A 16073-nucleotide genomic window follows, 5' to 3' on the forward strand; every position below is an offset into this window, starting at 1 on the left:
GGCCACCGCTGCCGCTCAGGATACCGAGGTGATGGGCGGCTTGATCGTGACGTCCGCCTTGGGGTCGGCGTTACCCTCAACCCCGTCGGCCGCGCCGGCCTCCACCTCCGCGCCGGCGGCTTTGAGCTCGACGTCGGCGGCGCCGTTGGCCGCCGCCTTGACCACGGCGATGGTGACCGCCGCGGCCCCCGGCGCGATGCTGGCCTCGGCGGCGGCGGCGCCGCTGATGTCGAGCGCGTCGAGGGCCTCGTGCGGCGCCGCGGCGAGCGCCTGGCCGTCAAGGTCGAGCGGCGATTCGCTGATCGCGCCGGCACTGGCGCCGGCGGACTCGCCCGGCGCCGCGCCGATTCCGGTCACCGGCCCGGCCGCGCCGGCGGCGACCGCCAGCGGCGTGACCGCCGGGGCGCGCCGCGCGAGCGCCTCGGGCGCGGCGCGCAGCAGGCGCTTGGCCGGAGTCGGCTCGGCGGCCAGGCGCGCGGCCAGCTTGTCGGCAAAACCGGCCGACAGGTGTGGCGCGCCCTGCTCGCGGATGACGTCGCGGATGCGGTGGTAGGCATGCCACGCATGTTCGCCCTCGGCCGAGCGCAGCGCGTCGTCGGGAAGCGTGGAAGGCGCCAGTTCGTGGTCGCTGAATGCCGAGATCTGCTCCCGGATGGTTTTCGGGGTGTCCATCGATATTTCCATCACTGTAAGTGTGACCAAAAGTTAACCGATTAGAGCGATCATTGCTACACCTAACGTCGTTTGTCAACCGGATAGTCGAGCAAGGGCCTCAACTTGTCGGCGATGACTTCGCGCGCCCGGAAGATCCGGCTGCGCACCGTTCCGATAGGACAGGACATGACTTCGGATATTTCTTCGTAACTCAAGCCTTCAATTTCGCGCAGGACAATCGCAGTCCGCAATTCCAGCGGCAATGCTTCCATCGCGGCATTGACCGTGTACGCGATCTGCTTGCTTGCCAACACCGATTCCGGCGTGTTGATATCTCGCAAACTTTCCGCATCGTCAAACGCTTCGGCGCGCTCGGCATCGGCCTCAGTCGAGGTCGGCGCACGCCTGCCCTGTGTGACGAGAAAATTCTTCGCCGTATTGATTCCGATCCGGTACAACCAGGTATAAAACGCGGAATCCCCCCTGAAGTGCCGCAAGGCACGATACGCCTTGATAAATGTTTCCTGCACGACGTCCTCGGCCTCGGCCGGATCATGCACCAGGCGCGACACCAGCCGCATCAGCCTGCGCTGATATTTGCTGACAAGCAGGTCGAACGCCTGCCTCTCGCCAGCCTGGACGCGCTCAACCAGCAGTTGATCACACTCGCGTTCTGTCGTCACTGACCCTGCCCTCTTGGCTGCGGCAGCGAACCGTCCCTATGTCTATAGAGTTGGCCGCTTGCAATAAGTTCAAAGTATTTTGTTATTTCCGACAAATTGTTTGTCCCGCCCGGCAATGGCCCGTACAGCGACCGATAAAGCCCGAAACTGCTCGCGGGGCATGCTGTCCGGCCAGATGAGCTGCACAGTGATGCGCTCGCCGGTGGGTGAACCCAGCAGCAGGAGCAGGCTGTACGGCCAAATAGTCGATCCGGGAAGCAATTGCAGCACATCCGCTTGCGCCGGTACTGCGCTCAAGCTCTGTTGTACCGTCAGGCGAATCTCGCCGAGTCCAGAAATATCAATCCTGCGCCGCTTTTCCCCCTGCTTCGATGCACTCCATGCAAGCAATGCTGCCAAGGCGCAAGCCCCGGCGGACACTGCCGTCCAAACGCCAGCCGCGCCCATGCCCGCAGCCCAGCGCCAGACGAGCGCAAGAGCCACAGCCAGATTGAGCGCGGCGTAGCCAAGCAAGACCAGGCGCAACAAGCGCGACGGCCTGATGCAGGCGGAAACCGCAATCGACATAATCAGTAGGAAAGGTGCTGCGGGGCGCCAGCGCGTAAGGATGCACTGGGCAAATCGGACCCCGGCGAGTGCCGCCGGCGTTTCATCGACGCCCACACTTGAGACAAGTGCGGGCGCCGAAAGTTCATGCTATGACGAGAATATTTTCCTGCGCGTCATTGCACCATGGATAAAGCGAACGACAGCGGGACCTCGAAAAACCGTAGCGAGCGGCGCAAGTTTCGTTCAAGAAGCGCAACCGTACGAAGGTACGGTGAGCATCGCAGGGCGAAAATTGCGCCGCGCAGTAGGTTTTTCGAGGTGCCCGGTAGCTTATGCCTTGCCGAACACCAAAGTGCCGTTGGTGCCACCGAAGCCGAACGAGTTCTTCACCGCGATGTCGATCTTCATCTCGCGCGCCGTGTTGGCGCAGAAGTCCAGGTCGCAAGCGGGGTCCTGGTTGAAGATGTTGATCGTCGGCGGCGAGATCTGGTGATGCATCGCCAGCACGGTAAACACCGCTTCCAGGCCGCCGGCGCCGCCCAGCAAGTGGCCGGTCATCGACTTGGTCGAATTGACCACCAGCTTGCCGGCATGCGCGCCGAAGGTCTTCTTCAGGCCCTGCACTTCGGCCACGTCGCCCTGCGGCGTCGAGGTACCGTGCGCATTCACATAATTGACCTGGTCGGCGTTAATGCCGGCATTGGCCAGGGCCGATTGCATGCAGCGGCTCGCGCCACTGCCGTCTTCGACCGGGGCGGTCATGTGATAGGCGTCGGCGCTCATGCCAAAGCCGAGCAGTTCGGCGTAGATCTTGGCGCCGCGCGCCTTGGCATGCTCGTACTCTTCGAGCACCATCACGCCGGCGCCTTCGCCCAGCACGAAGCCGTCGCGGTCGCGGTCCCACGGCCGCGAGGCGGTGGCCGGATCGTCGTTGCGCGACGACAGCGCGCGTGCCGAGGCGAAACCGCCCAGGCCCAGCGGCGAGATGGTCGCTTCGGCGCCGCCGGCGATCATCACGTCGGCGTCGCCGTACTCGATCAGGCGGCCAGCCGCGCCGATGCTGTGCAGGCCGGTGGTGCAGGCCGTGACGATGGCCAGGTTCGGACCGCGCAAGCCGTACTCGATCGACAGGTTGCCCGAAATCATGTTAATGATCGAGGCCGGGACGAAGAACGGCGAAATGCGGCGCGGGCCGCGCTTGCTGTAATCTTCCTTGGTGTCTTCGATCAGCGGCAAGCCGCCGATGCCGGACCCCACGATCACGCCGATGCGGTCGGCATTTTCTTCGGTGACCACCAGTCCGCTATCGCGCATGGCTTGCATGCCCGCCGCCATGCCGTAATGGATAAACGTATCCATGTGGCGGGCATCTTTGGCCGAGATGTAATCCTCGATATTGAAACCCTTGACTTCGCCCGCGAAGTGGGTCGAAAAAGGCTGCGCATCAAACCTGGTGATGTTGGCAATGCCCGACTTGCCGGCCAGTGCGGCATTCCACGTGTCGGCAACCGTGTTGCCGATAGGTGAAACGGCGCCCAGCCCGGTGATGACGACACGACGATTTCGTGAACGGCTCAAGCGATTCTCCCGAGAAAAATTGTAAAACTTAGGCCTTGACGTGCGCCGTAGCGTAGTCGATCGCCTGTTTCACGGTGGTGATTTTTTCAGCTTGTTCGTCAGGGATTTCCATTTCGAATTCGTCTTCCAGCGCCATCACCAGTTCGACCGTGTCGAGGGAATCAGCGCCGAGATCGTCAACGAACGAGGATTCGATTTTGATGTCTACTTCTGCAACGCCCAGTTGCTCAGCGACGATTTTTTTAACGCGTTGTTCGATATCCGACATGTTATGGCTCCATTGTGTGTGTTACGGAAAGTGCGCGCATTTTATCAGGTTTGCGCGGCGAAAAACTAATTTCGGTGTCTGCCGCAAATTCCACCGAACGTACTGCTAAATGACGAGAATTCCCTTTATTCTCTCCGTGCGCACACCCACAAATGGGAGCGGACAAAGGGATGTCAACATCAATTCATATACATGCCGCCATTCACGTGCAGGGTCGTGCCCGTGATATATGCCGCCTGCGGCCCCGCCAGGAAGGCCACCGCGTGCGCGATATCTTCCGGCGCGCCCAGGCGTCCCAACGGAATCTGCGTCAGCAAGCCGGTATGCTGCTCGGCGCTCAGCGCGCGGGTCATATCGGTATCGATAAAGCCAGGCGCGATGCAGTTCACCGTGATATTGCGGCTGCCGATTTCACGCGCCAGCGCCCGGCTCATGCCGGCCACGCCGGCCTTGGCCGCCGCGTAATTCATCTGGCCCGCATTGCCGGCCGAGCCAACCACCGAGGTGATATTAATGATACGCCCATGTTTCGCTTTCATCATGCCGCGCAGGACCGCGCGCGACAGGCGCCCCACGGCCGACAGGTTGGTGGCGATGACGCTGTCCCATTCCTCGTCTTTCATGCGCATAGCCAATTGATCTTGGGTAATGCCGGCATTGTTGACCAGGATCGACAGGCTGCCGCAGCCCTTTTGCACATCGTCGATGATGGCGGCGCAGGCCGCCGCGTCGGTCACATTGAGCACGGCGCCCTTGCCGCCGAACTCAGCCAGATAGGCGCTAATCGCCTGCGCGCCGCTGTCGGTAGTGGCGGTGCCGACCACCTTGGCGCCCTGGCGGGCCAGTTCGAGTGCGATGGCCTTGCCGATGCCGCGCGACGCGCCCGTGACCAGGGCGACTTGATTTTCCAGATTCATTGAGATCCTTTTATGCTGACGTTCTGCGATACTGCGCTTAACAGCTTACGCCTGATTGAGACTGCTCAATACGCGCTCGAGCGAAGCCTGATCGACCAGCGCCTCGCCCACCAATTGCGCATCGATGCGCTTGGCCATGCCGATCAGCACCTTGCTCGGCGCCGATTCGATCACCTGGGTGACGCCCTCGGCCGCCATTTTCTGCATGGTTTCGACCCAGCGCACCGCGCCGGCCGCCTGGCGCACCAGCGCATCCTTGATCGCGTCGGGGTCGTTCAGGATAGCCACGTCGACGTTGTTGATCAAGTCGATCCGCGGCGCCGCGAACGGCACGTCTTTCAGGTACGTGCGAAGGCGGTCCGAAGCGGGTTTCAGCAGCGAGGAGTGGAACGGCGCCGACACCGCCAGTTTCATGGCGCGCTTGGCGCCTTTGGCCTTGGCCAGCTCACAGGCGCGCTCGAGCGCGCCGTTGTGGCCGGCGATCACGATCTGGGTCGGTTCGTTGAAATTGACGGCCTCGACCACCTCGGCCGGATTGGCCGCCGCCGCTTCGGCACAGATCGCGCGCACCTCGTCGGCGGGCAGGCCGAGAATGACGGCCATGCCGCCCTGCCCGACCGGCACCGCTTCCTGCATGGCCTGGGCGCGAAAGCGCACCAGCGGCACCGCATCCTTGAAGGCGATCACGCCGGCCGCCACCAGGGCCGAATATTCGCCCACGCTGTGCCCGGCCACCACCGACGGCACGGCGCCGCCGGCCGCGATCCAGGCACGGTACACTGCCACCGAGGCGGTCAGCATGATGGGCTGGGTGTTGGTGGTCAGGTCCAGTTCTTCCTTGGGACCGTCGGCGATCAGCTTGCCGAGGTCGAAGCCGAGTGCCTCGTTGGCTTCGGCAATGGTGTGCGCCACCACCGGATTGCCGGCGAAGCCATTCAACATGCCGATCGCTTGCGAACCTTGGCCGGGAAATAAGAACGCGAATTTACTCATGGGATAATGTCCTCCTGTTTTGTTTTTATGGTGGCATCCGCACCAAGGACTGGTGCGGGCAAGAAATTTAGGCGGCGCGGCGCGGGCGCCGCGCGGCCCTTACATGCGCACCAGCACGGCGCCCCAGGTAAAGCCGCCGCCGACGCCTTCCATCATGACGGTCTCGCCAGCCTTGATGCGGCCGTCGCGCACGGCGATGTCGAGCGCCAGCGGAATCGACGCGGCCGAGGTATTGCCATGCTGGTCGACCGTGACCACCATTTTGTCTAACGGCAAGCCGAGCTTTTTGGCCGTGCTTTTCATGATGCGGATATTCGCCTGGTGCGGCACCAGCCAGTCGACCTGGTCGGCCGTCATGCCGGCGTGCTCGAGCACTTCCTTGGCCACCTGTTCGAGCACGGTCACGGCCAGCTTGAAGACGGCCGGGCCATCCATGTACAAGAAGCCGCTGCCGGCGATTACGCCGCCGGCCAGGGTGCCGGGCACGCTCAGGATGTCGGAATAACGGCCGTCGGCATGCAATTTGGTCGAGAGGATGCCCGGCTCTTCCGAGGCGGAGAGGACGATGGCGCCGGCGCCGTCGCCGAACAGCACGCAGGTGGTGCGGTCGTTAAAATCGAGAATCCGCGAAAACACTTCGGCCCCGATCACCAGCACGTTCTTGTGCGCGCCCGACTTGATGAAGGCGTCCGCCACCGACACCGCATACACGAAGCCGCTGCAGACGGCCTGCACGTCGAAGGCGGCGCTATTGTTATGCATGCCGAGCTTGCGCTGGACGATGCAGGCGGTACTGGGAAAGCTGCCGTGAAAGTCCGGGGTCGAACTGGCCACGATGACGAGGTCGATTTCCTCGGCATGCTTGCCGGCCATCTCGAGCGCCCGCCTGGCGGCCGCGACCGCCAGGTCGGAAGACAATTCGTCGGGCGCTGCGTAATGCCGGTTCGAAATGCCGCTGCGCGAGACGATCCACTCGTCCGACGTTTCGATGCCCTTGGCCGCCAGTTGCTCGGTCAGGTCGCCGTTGGAGACGCGCTTGGCCGGCAGATAGCTGCCGGTGCCGATAATTTTGCTGTACAAGGTCATGCTGGCCGTCCTACGAGTGGGTTATCCCTGGCACTTCCGGGTCAGGCGTGCGGGGCATCAACTCGGCGATCATGGCCGAGAGCTGCTCCTGCACATTGTATTTTGCCGCGTCAAACGCCCTTTTGATCGCCCACTCATAAGAGTACGCATCGGCGCCGCCATGGCTCTTGAACACCAGGCCGCGCAAACCGAGCAGGCTGGCACCGTTGTAGCGCGAAGGATTGAACGTGTTGGAAAATTTCTTCAAAGCACCGCGCCCGATCAAGGCGGCCAGCATGGTCAGCGGATTGCGCTTGAACTCGGTGGTGAGCGCATCCTTGACGAAGCGGCCCAGGCCCTCGGCCGCCTTGAGCGTGACGTTGCCGACGAAACCGTCGCACACCACGATGTCGGTGGTGCCCTTGAAAATATCGTTGCCCTCGACATTGCCGAAAAAATTCAGGGCGCCGCGTTCATGGTCTTCGCGCAGCAGCTTGGCGGTGGCCTTGACCACCTCATTGCCCTTGATTTCTTCGGTGCCCACATTGAGCAGGCCAATGGTGGGACGCTTGATGCCTTCCATGGCCGAGACCAGCACCGAGCCCATGATGGCGAACTGGTGCAGGTGATGCGGCTCGCAGTCGACGTTCGCGCCCAGGTCCAGCATATAGGTCGGGCCGTTTTTCTGGTTGGGAAGGATCGAGCAAATGGCGGGACGGTCGACCCCGGCCATGGTCTTGAGCACATAGCGCGAGACCGCCATCAGGGCGCCGGTATTGCCGGCGGACACGCAGGCCTGGGCCTTGCCGTCCTTGACCAGTTCGATCGCCACGCGCATCGACGAATCCTTCTTGCGGCGCAGCGCGATTTCGATGGGATCGTCCATCGTCACCACTTCCGAGGCATGCAGGATGGACAGGCGCGGATGGCTGTCGGCTTTGTGTTTTTTAAGTTCTGCGCGCAACTCGTCCTGCAGGCCGACCAGAATCAGTTCTGCTTCAGGTTCGCTGGAAAGGAAAGAAAGTGCTGCGGGGATAGTAACTGAGGGGCCATGATCGCCGCCCATGCCGTCAATGGAAATTTTAATTGTCATTTTGTGGATTCGTACCGCGACTCAACAGCGTGTGGCGGCAGGATGCGATCTGTATGTGGACGAACGCCAAGCAGAGTCTGCGTAATTCGAAATGACGGTGTGCAAAGCTGGTTTGCAGCCGGGGACAAAGAAAAAGCGGTGCGACGCACAAAATAGTCGTTGCACCGCTTTTATCTTACTCAAACTAAAACGTCGATTACTCGTCGTTTTTGGTTTTGAGAACTTTGCGACCACGGTAAAAGCCGTTAGGGCTGATGTGGTGACGCAGGTGCGTTTCACCGGTGGTTGGCTCGATGCCCAGTTGTGGCGCGACCAGGAAGTCGTGCGAACGGTGCATACCGCGCTTCGAAGGGGATTTCTTATTTTGCTGAACAGCCATGATGACTCCTAATACATAAGTTCTAAAATTCTAACACAATCGATCAGCAAATACATGCGAATCGAGTATCCCAGCGGCAAAATTTCTTACCGACATGTTTAACGCCGACCTACCTTTTACTACCAATGCCATACTCGACTACAACACGCGTTTGACACGTTCTTCACTACTGCTTGTTCTGTATTCCAGCCGCTCGCGGCTCGCCGGCCGCGGCTTCCGACTATTCCGGCTTGAGGTTCTTCAGCCCCGCAAACGGCGATGGCTTGTCGGACTTGGCCGCATCGAGCAGCTTGTTGTCCGGGCACACGTCGTGCTTGGGCACTTGCGGCAGGGCCAGCAAGGCCTCATCCTCGAACAGGTCGCGCACATCGCATTCGCGGCTGCCGACGATGACGTCGATGCTCTCGTCGTCCAGGATCTCTTCGATCTCGTCCGCATGCTCGTCATCCTTGCCGAGCATCAGCACGGTGGACGAATCCATCTCGTAAGCGAACGGGGCCAGGCAACGCTGGCATACCAGCTGGACCGTGCCGGAAACCGACAAGCTCAACTGCGGATAGCCCAACTTGCTGGTCGACCCATCGATGGTCCAGGCGATCTGGCCCGACTGGTCGGCACAATCCTTGTTCAACCGGCTCATTTCAGCGACAGGCGTGACGCCTTCGCGATGGCCGTTGCTTCGACAAAACTCAAAAGCGTCGATGACAAAAGCACTCATTGCAGAAATTTTCCCCGGAAAACCTGCGATAATAACAGGCTTCTCGTTGTGGAGTCAAAGACTTAGCGCGATTATTTGGGCAAGGACCCGCGCGCTGTTGCTGGCGCGTGCACGCCGCGCCCGCCGGATGAATCTCGCTGCGCCCGCTAACCGGACCAGCCAACAGGACTTAAGTACGACATGATACCAACTTCCACCGCGCCGCGGCTAATTCTTGCATCGGGTTCCGCTTATCGGCGCGAATTACTTGAGCGCCTGCGCCTGCCGTTCGACGTGCTGGCGCCCGATATCGATGAAACGCCGCTGGACGGCGAACTGCCCGAAGCGACCGCCCTGCGCCTGGCGCGCGCCAAGGCCGAAGCGGTGGCGGCGCGCGCGCCCGGCAGCGTGGTCATCGGTTCCGACCAGGTCGCCACGCTCGACGGCGCCCAGATCGGCAAGCCCGGCAACCACGCCAACGCCCTGCTGCAACTGCAAACCATGCGCGGACGGCGCGTGATGTTCCACACGGCCCTGTGCCTGTGGGACGGGCGCACCGGCACGGCGCAGGTGGAGAACGTGCAAACGTTTGTCACCGTGCGCGACCTGCCGGACGCCGAGCTGGACGCCTACCTGCGCATCGAACAACCCTACGATTGCGCCGGCAGCGCCAAGAACGAAGCGCTCGGCATCGCCATTCTGGAGCGCATCGACAGTAGCGACCCGACCGCCCTCACCGGCCTGCCCCTGATCGCCCTGACCGGCATGCTGCGGCGCGCCGGTTTTACCTTTTTTCAATCGTGAGCATTATGTCCGGCACTTTATATCTGATCCCCAACACCCTCGGCGCGGCCGACCCGACCGACCATGCGCTCGCCCACATCATCCCCGAGCAAGTCCAGGCCCTGACCGCGCGTCTTGATTACTTTGTCGCCGAAAACGCCAAGACCGCACGCGGCTTCCTGAAACTGATTGCGCTGCGCCACCCCCTGGCCAAGACCTTGCAGGAAATCGAGATTGCCGAACTGAACGTGAATACCCCGGCGCAAGCGCTGGCCGGCCTGCTGGAACCCTTGCTGGCCGGGCGCGATGCCGGACTGATCTCGGAAGCGGGCGTGCCGGCGGTGGCCGATCCTGGCGCCGACCTGGTGCGCCTGGCGCACGAGCGCGGCATCCAGGTGCGACCGCTGGTCGGACCGTCCTCACTGCTGCTGGCCGTGATGGCGAGCGGCTTGAACGGGCAGAGTTTTGCTTTCAACGGCTACCTGCCCACCGATGCCGCCCTGCGCACCAAGCGCATCAAGGAGCTGGAAGCGCGTTCGCGCGCGGAAAAGCAGACCCAGCTGCTGATCGAAACGCCCTACCGCAACGGCGCCATGCTCGAAGCGCTGGTCGGCGCCTGCCAGCCGGGCACCTTGATCTGCGTCGCGACCGATTTGAGTTTGCCGACGGAATCGATCCGCACCTTGAATGGCGGCAAATGGAAGGCGCTGCTGGCGGCCGGCAAGGCGCCGGATTTCCACAAGAAGCCGACCGTGTTTTTGCTGCTGGCATAAAAGGAGGCCCGCCGTGACGACGACTCCCGGTTTTTTCCCGGCGGCCCACAAGCATTTTGTCGACAATGGGCTGGGCAGCCTGGAATGGGCTCGGGGGACGCTACGCAATGCGCGCGATGCGTAGCTAAGCTGGTGCAGAGTCAATTGATAAGCCCCGGCGGGGTCGTAGATCGCCGGCCCACCACTGCCATCCCCGCGCGAGGTGAACACGGCAGCATGATCTCGAATACCGCCAGGGCCAACTGTCGTAAGCAAGCATGTTTCCAACCCCAGCGGATCGATGTAACTAATCGGATTTCCGTTCACGTACCCGTAGGTGTTCATGCCGCCGTCGAGTCCACTCGGATCACTCTGCAAATATCTGCCGAGAATGGGATCGTAGTAGCGATGCCAGTTGTACCAAAGTCCTGTCTCCCCATCATAGTATTGTCCTGGAAATCCCACATTCAAGCCGCCGATAGTATCGGTGACGACGCGCCGGTCAAAAGCAGCGTTGGCGGCACGCCAAACCTTGACCCCTTCGGCATTGGTGAGCACTTCCGGTCGCCCTACCTGGTCGTTATGGCTTGCGTAAAACGTTCCATTCCGCCCGATCCCGAGCAACTGCCCTTCAAGCCACACATAATTTGTCGTCGTGGCACCGATCTCTGCAAGCAACTCCGCATCCGGGCCATAGATCGCTCTCGTACCCGCTCCCTTGGATATCTTCAGGGCGCGTTGGTTCAATGCGTTGATGCGATAGTCGCCCACCTGAACACCATTGATGATCGCGCCGCTCATCCGGTTGAAGGTGTCGTACAGATACTTGCGCTGGCCATCGTGGCGGTACTCGGTACTCACGTTACCGACCGCGTCGTATTCGAACCGGCGCGATTGCCCCCCACCGGCCCAGCCATGCATGCGATTGGTGTTTGCATACAGCACATAGGTGTAATCGCCCTGGCTTTGCCGGCTGTGCTTGAGCCGGTTACCCGCGTCATCCCACGCATAATACTGGTTGTCCCCGCTGCGCGTCGCAGTGGCCAGCCGGCTGGCCTCGTCGTAGCCGTAGTCCGTCGTCAGTTCCGGAAACACCGCATCGACGACTTTCGAGATTGTCCCTTTCGGGTGGTAATCGAAGCCCAGACTGTGCACACCAGGCGTGGCCAACTGGTCCAGACGCCCATCCTGGTCGAAAGTCAGCATGCGCGGCAGGCCGTTGCCGAAGCGCCAGCCGTAAAGGCGGTCGGTCGCCGGCTGGTAGATGAATCCGTTCGCCAGGGTCGCCCACTTGCCGCCCAGGGTGCTGCGCACCCGCCACAGGCGCCCGTACGCGTCATAGTCGTAACCGACGCCAAAGCCGCTCGAATTGCTCATGGCGCTTTTGCGGCCGGCGGCGTCGTATCCCCAGTAGGTTGCGAACTTGACGCCGTAGATATCGTTTCTCTGACTGACGATGCGGCCGGCGATGTCATAGGCGTAATCGGTGCGGCCGGTGACATCGGCAATGCTGGTCAGCCTTCCCTTGCCGAAATTGCCTTCGTCGTAGTTGAACGATTCGGTGGTGCCGCCACTGTGGCGCCAGCGCATGCGTCCCAGAGCGTCCCATCCGTAAAGGATCACCTTCTGGTCCGCGCGCGTTTCGCTGATGCGCCGGCCAAGGTCGTCGTACTCGAACGTGGTCGAGCCGGTATCCGGGCTGGATATGCCCGTGATGTCGCCGAAACCGTTGTAGGCGTAGCTGGTCCTGACGTTGCGCGGGTCGACGACGACCTCCAGCCGTCCGGCCGCGTCATAATCGAACAAGGTGATGCCGCCATCGGGCGCGGTCTGCTTCACCAGCCGGTTCTGGGCGTCGTACTCGTAGAACGTGCCGCGCCCATCGCCGCCGTATTCCGCTTCGACGTTCCCGTTCGCATCGTAACGGGTGTCTTCGCGCTCTCCCTTGCTGTTTATCTTTTGATACGGCCGCCCCAGGGAATCGAGAAGCGTCAAGCTACTGAACTCGCCGCCTGGCGTGCCGGTCGGGCCGCCCGCACCTGCCGATGGCACGCTGCGCGCCGACGTGCTGCGCAAAGAATTGGCGCCGACATCGTACCTGATCGTGGCGTACTGATGCTGCGCATTGCCGACCGACTCAAGGCGCCCGGACGCGGTATAAACGAAGCGCTGGACGCTGCCATCGGGCTGGCTGATGACAATCGGCTGGCGCGCGCCGTTGTAGGTAATGCGGGTTACGCGATTGCCCGGTTCGGTCATCGTTGCCACCGTGCCGTTCGGTTTGTAGGTGTAGCTGGTAGTGGCGCCATTCACATCCGTGCTCATTCCCGGCATGCCCAGCCCCGTATAGCCGCCCATCGTCGCGCTTTGCCCAAGCGCATTAACAACTGAAATCACGCGGCCATACGCATCGTAATTTTCAGACGTCTTTATCTCTCCGGTACTCGATTCCAGAATCGTCACGATCTGGGCCAAGGTACCGTTCGGATAAAATCCGTAAGCATATCTGGTAACGCGCTGGCGGCCTGTTTTCAGGTCGCTGATCCTGGTTTCCGCAATCCGCCCGGTGGCGTGGCCGGCCGCGTGATAGGCATAGCGGATGCTCGCCTGGGGATCGCCACTTGCGCTTTTATACACCGTCTCGACGAGGTCGTCGTTCTGCCAGCGATGTTCCAGGCGTAGCTCGTCGGGCGTGCCGGCCGCGGTGTCCTTGCGCAGCAGGTGACCATTGCCGTCATACGCATAGCGAGTCGGGATGTTCTTCCAGTCGCGCGTCTCCGTCAGGTAGCCTCGCGCGTCGTATTGCGTCGATGCGCTTGCGCCCGAGCAGGTCGCTGTAGAGCGCCGGTCGATCCTGCTGATCTTGAGCTCTCCCTGGATCTGGGTGAAACGGTAGTGTGTTTCCTGTCCCCGCGCGTCGCTGACGACCGTCAGCTTGTCGCCGTAATTGAAGACGTCCCTTTCTTCATTGCCGGCGAGTGCGCTGATATGGATTCGACGGTCGGCGTGGTAGCTGTAGGTGCTGTAGCGTATGCCGCCGATCGATATCCCGGTCAGCAAGGTCGGATCGGGCGCTTCGTAATGATACTCGCGCAGGTCGGGACCCGCACCGGGAGATGTCACCCTGGTCAGCATGCCCTGCGCGTTATATTGATAGTCCCAGATGGCGTCATTCGTATCCTGGACTTTGGACACCAGCCCGTTGGCACCCCAGCTCAGTTTGACGCTCTGACCGGGTGCATTGCGGATGGCGCTCAGCCGCGATCCCCCCGGCGCATCCCACGGGGTATAGTCGTAGCCGCGCAGGAGCGCCCCGGACAGGGTAGCGATACTCAGCGCGCGGCCTTGCGCATCAAAACGATAAATGAATTTGTTTCTGATTAGGATGAGTTGGGTTCCTGCTTTCCACGTTAACTTCGGGGAGTTCTCCCCGGTCCGATAGTAGAATTCGCTCGGCCTGGCCGGTGGTGGCGAGCCTGCCGGGGGATTTGCGCCAGGGTTCGGTTGGCCGGACGGCGGTGTGGTGGCGTCGTTCGGACGCTCGAGCGGTCCGTTACCGGCATAGGTGTACACATAGGATGATCCGTTTTCATCGACATGGGTGATCGACTGCGGCACGCACTGCCAGCCGGGACTGGGAATGAAGCATGTGGCGCGCACCAGCTTCGGTGGGTCCAGGCTCGATAGCCAGTGTTTCCCGAACAATCTGCCCTCGGCATGCCGGCTACGGTAAGTGCGGGTAAGCGACAGGCCGTACAATCCCTGTGATTCAAAATCAGACTCATCCTTGTGTTTTTCGCCGGTGGCGATCACGACGGGATTGTCGGTCGACTTGCAACTTTCTTCGGACTCCTTGTTGGAATTGTCTTTCGACGGTGGCGCCGCCTTGACTGGCGCCCCGCCGGATCGCGATGGCCTGGAATATGCGAACCTGGGAAAGTATTCCAGCCTGCCGAAACGTGGCTCTTCCCCTATAAGCCGCTTTTCGTTGATGAAAACGCGCTGCATACTCCTTCCGCCCGAATCCTGGGCGTGGGTCGCGTTGTCATCGGGATTGCTTGCACTAGCGGTCGAAGCAAACAATAGAAGCGGCAGGAGGACACCGAGCCTTTTCGGATTCATGGTCAGCCTTCGGTAAGTTGAAAAAATACCCGCCCGAGCACGGCCCGGACATTCGACTGTATGAAACACACGGATGACCAACAAGCGCTGATGCACGTTTGCTTGCAGATAATCAGAAGCTCGACATTTGCGCTCGCGGGACGAGCTTATTCTGTTGCTTGCAAGGTAAACTACGCCTTACCGATTGTCAGCGCGCGAGCGCGATGCCACGCTGCGCCAGCCTTTTCCGGATGGCGCAGGTCTCAGGTCACCAGTTCATTGACCCAGCCAAACGCTTCCATCTCGATCTCGCGCATGGTCTTGGCGCTCAAGCCAAGCGTCTTGAGCGCCCTGGCCAGTTCCGTCCCGCGCTTGGGGTTGTCAACCAGTTCGACCACCTTGAGCATCTCGCCCAGCACGCCTTCGCGCTCGAGCAAGGCGGCGCGCACTTCGTCGGCCACCACCACGGTGTTGAGAATATCCTGCATCGACATCGAAAACAGCGCATCCATCAGCGACATGATGCCCACCGTGAAGCCGGCCTCGGCGCTGACGCGGCGCTCGGGCGGCACTTTCTGCGTCATCAGTTCCATCAGCTTGCCGCGCGTGGTGGCCATCTGCAACAGCGGCGAACTGAGTTCGACCGCCGCACCTGGCTTGGCGTACAGCAAAATCTGCAACCAGCGCTGCAATTGCTGGCGCCCCAGCACATACAACGCTTCGCTCAGCGAATCGATGCGCCCGCGCGCGCCCGCCGCCGGGGTGTTGACCAGGCGCAGCAGGTTCAGGCTGATCAGGGCGTCGCGCTTGACCGCGCGTTCGATCTCGGCATTGTCGGCATCGGAATTGATCAGGTCGAGCAAGCGCAGGATGACCAGTTCCGACGGCGCTATCTTCTTGCCGCTGAGGATGGCCGGGCGCGCAAAGTAATATCCCTGGAAATACTCAAAGCCGAGCGCCATGCACATCTCGAACTCTTCGACCGTCTCGACCTTTTCGGCCAGCAGCTTTTTATGACGCCCGTTCAGGGCCGCCACCAGCTTGGGCAGGTCGACCGCCGCCACCGCCTGCACATCGACCTTGATGATGTCGACCAGGTCGACCAACTTGCGCAGGTCGTCGGACTCTTCCACCACATCGTCGAGGGCAAAGGTGAAGCCAAAGCCCTTGAGCTCGGCCACGCGGGCGACCAATGCCGGGGTGGCCTGGACGGTTTCGAGAATTTCGAGGATGACCTTGTCGTGCGGCAGGAAGCGCACGAAGTCGCTCATCAAGACGATATCGTCGACATTCACGAACGCCAGGCGCTCGCCGACCACCTTGGCCATGCCGAGCTGGGACGCGTGCGAAATCACGGCCGCCGTGGCGGCGGCGTGATCGGTCACATTCGCGTCGCCGCCATTGGCGCTGCGAAATAAGAGTTCAAAGGCAACCAGTCGCTGGTTACGTCCGAGAATCGGTTGGCGCGCGAGAAAAAAATCGTCGGACGGCAGCGCCAGCTCGGCCACGGTGTCAATAGGCATGGGAAATCCGGAAAACAGGCGCGCCAACAACGGCGCCC

The 16073-nt window shown here is 61.5% G+C and carries 14 protein-coding genes and 1 pseudogene; 2 read left to right on the forward strand and 13 right to left on the reverse strand.

What is annotated here, in order from left to right:
* Positions 1-15: 15 nt before the first annotated feature.
* The 11 genes from F2P46_RS37925 to F2P46_RS26040 all read right to left on the reverse strand — a co-directional run bounded on the left by F2P46_RS37925 (position 16) and on the right by F2P46_RS26040 (position 8897).
* Positions 16-672: an RseA family anti-sigma factor gene (locus F2P46_RS37925; protein WP_166895718.1), complete on the reverse strand. Its 657-nt coding sequence runs from the start codon at positions 670-672 to the stop codon at positions 16-18.
* A gap of 62 nt (positions 673-734) precedes the next feature.
* Positions 735-1337 (reverse strand): RNA polymerase sigma factor RpoE, encoded by a 603-nt coding sequence (gene rpoE / locus F2P46_RS25995; protein ID WP_166895720.1) that lies wholly within the window; start codon positions 1335-1337, stop codon positions 735-737.
* Positions 1338-1406: 69 nt separating this feature from the next.
* Entirely contained in the window at positions 1407-1904 is a 498-nt protein-coding gene (locus F2P46_RS26000) for a protein YgfX (protein ID WP_306667711.1), read from the reverse strand.
* 312 nt (positions 1905-2216) lie between these two features.
* Positions 2217-3464: a beta-ketoacyl-ACP synthase II gene (gene fabF, locus F2P46_RS26005; protein ID WP_166895724.1), complete on the reverse strand. Its 1248-nt coding sequence runs from the start codon at positions 3462-3464 to the stop codon at positions 2217-2219.
* A 28-nt stretch (positions 3465-3492) separates the two neighbouring features.
* Positions 3493-3732, reverse strand: a complete 240-nt coding sequence (acpP, locus tag F2P46_RS26010) for an acyl carrier protein (protein ID WP_018059410.1) — start codon at positions 3730-3732, stop codon at positions 3493-3495.
* A gap of 179 nt (positions 3733-3911) precedes the next feature.
* Positions 3912-4649, reverse strand: coding sequence for a 3-oxoacyl-ACP reductase FabG (gene fabG, locus F2P46_RS26015; protein WP_166895726.1), 738 nt, complete (start codon positions 4647-4649; stop codon positions 3912-3914).
* A gap of 45 nt (positions 4650-4694) precedes the next feature.
* Positions 4695-5642 (reverse strand): ACP S-malonyltransferase, encoded by a 948-nt coding sequence (gene fabD, locus F2P46_RS26020; RefSeq protein WP_166895727.1) that lies wholly within the window; start codon positions 5640-5642, stop codon positions 4695-4697.
* A 99-nt stretch (positions 5643-5741) separates the two neighbouring features.
* Complete coding sequence (locus F2P46_RS26025) at positions 5742-6728, reverse strand: beta-ketoacyl-ACP synthase III (protein WP_306667712.1); 987 nt, start codon at positions 6726-6728, stop codon at positions 5742-5744.
* 10 nt (positions 6729-6738) lie between these two features.
* The gene (gene plsX, locus F2P46_RS26030; protein WP_166895729.1) at positions 6739-7800 is read right to left on the reverse strand and encodes a phosphate acyltransferase PlsX; all 1062 of its coding nucleotides are present in this window, start codon (positions 7798-7800) and stop codon (positions 6739-6741) included.
* A gap of 196 nt (positions 7801-7996) precedes the next feature.
* Positions 7997-8179 carry a 50S ribosomal protein L32 gene (gene rpmF, locus F2P46_RS26035; protein ID WP_008449924.1) on the reverse strand — a complete coding sequence of 61 codons (183 nt, stop codon included), beginning with the start codon at positions 8177-8179 and terminating at the stop codon, positions 7997-7999.
* A 220-nt stretch (positions 8180-8399) separates the two neighbouring features.
* Positions 8400-8897, reverse strand: a complete 498-nt coding sequence (locus F2P46_RS26040; protein ID WP_208296777.1) for a DUF177 domain-containing protein — start codon at positions 8895-8897, stop codon at positions 8400-8402.
* 180 nt (positions 8898-9077) lie between these two features.
* On the opposite strand from F2P46_RS26040, the gene F2P46_RS26045 reads away from it, so the two are divergent.
* The gene (locus F2P46_RS26045; RefSeq protein WP_166895731.1) at positions 9078-9680 is read left to right on the forward strand and encodes a Maf family nucleotide pyrophosphatase; all 603 of its coding nucleotides are present in this window, start codon (positions 9078-9080) and stop codon (positions 9678-9680) included.
* Positions 9681-9685: 5 nt separating this feature from the next.
* Positions 9686-10432 carry an SAM-dependent methyltransferase gene (locus F2P46_RS37930; RefSeq protein WP_229509465.1) on the forward strand — a complete coding sequence of 249 codons (747 nt, stop codon included), beginning with the start codon at positions 9686-9688 and terminating at the stop codon, positions 10430-10432.
* A 276-nt stretch (positions 10433-10708) separates the two neighbouring features.
* Here the strand turns inward: F2P46_RS37930 and F2P46_RS26050 are convergent.
* Positions 10709-14533: pseudogene (locus F2P46_RS26050) on the reverse strand (RHS repeat-associated core domain-containing protein); the annotation flags it as partial.
* A 242-nt stretch (positions 14534-14775) separates the two neighbouring features.
* Entirely contained in the window at positions 14776-16035 is a 1260-nt protein-coding gene (locus F2P46_RS26055) for an EAL domain-containing protein (RefSeq protein WP_166895735.1), read from the reverse strand.
* Positions 16036-16073 lie beyond the last annotated feature (38 nt).

The sequence above is a fragment of the Massilia sp. CCM 8734 genome (assembly GCF_011682155.1).
GTDB classification, from domain to species: domain Bacteria; phylum Pseudomonadota; class Gammaproteobacteria; order Burkholderiales; family Burkholderiaceae_D; genus Telluria_A; species Telluria_A rubra.

What these genes read in the sequence shown, in the direction of transcription:
- acpP (WP_018059410.1), bottom strand. Translation starts at nt 3,732, where the DNA reads ATGTCGGATATCGAACAACGCGTTAAAAAAATCGTCGCTGAGCAACTG.
- fabD (WP_166895727.1), bottom strand. Translation starts at nt 5,642, where the DNA reads ATGAGTAAATTCGCGTTCTTATTTCCCGGCCAAGGTTCGCAAGCGATC.
- F2P46_RS26045 (WP_166895731.1), top strand. Translation starts at nt 9,078, where the DNA reads ATGATACCAACTTCCACCGCGCCGCGGCTAATTCTTGCATCGGGTTCC.
- F2P46_RS26000 (WP_306667711.1), bottom strand. Translation starts at nt 1,904, where the DNA reads ATGTCGATTGCGGTTTCCGCCTGCATCAGGCCGTCGCGCTTGTTGCGC.
- F2P46_RS26025 (WP_306667712.1), bottom strand. Translation starts at nt 6,728, where the DNA reads ATGACCTTGTACAGCAAAATTATCGGCACCGGCAGCTATCTGCCGGCC.
- F2P46_RS26055 (WP_166895735.1), bottom strand. Translation starts at nt 16,035, where the DNA reads ATGCCTATTGACACCGTGGCCGAGCTGGCGCTGCCGTCCGACGATTTT.
- plsX (WP_166895729.1), bottom strand. Translation starts at nt 7,800, where the DNA reads ATGACAATTAAAATTTCCATTGACGGCATGGGCGGCGATCATGGCCCC.
- fabG (WP_166895726.1), bottom strand. Translation starts at nt 4,649, where the DNA reads ATGAATCTGGAAAATCAAGTCGCCCTGGTCACGGGCGCGTCGCGCGGC.
- F2P46_RS37925 (WP_166895718.1), bottom strand. Translation starts at nt 672, where the DNA reads ATGGACACCCCGAAAACCATCCGGGAGCAGATCTCGGCATTCAGCGAC.
- F2P46_RS26040 (WP_208296777.1), bottom strand. Translation starts at nt 8,897, where the DNA reads ATGAGTGCTTTTGTCATCGACGCTTTTGAGTTTTGTCGAAGCAACGGC.
- F2P46_RS37930 (WP_229509465.1), top strand. Translation starts at nt 9,686, where the DNA reads ATGTCCGGCACTTTATATCTGATCCCCAACACCCTCGGCGCGGCCGAC.
- rpmF (WP_008449924.1), bottom strand. Translation starts at nt 8,179, where the DNA reads ATGGCTGTTCAGCAAAATAAGAAATCCCCTTCGAAGCGCGGTATGCAC.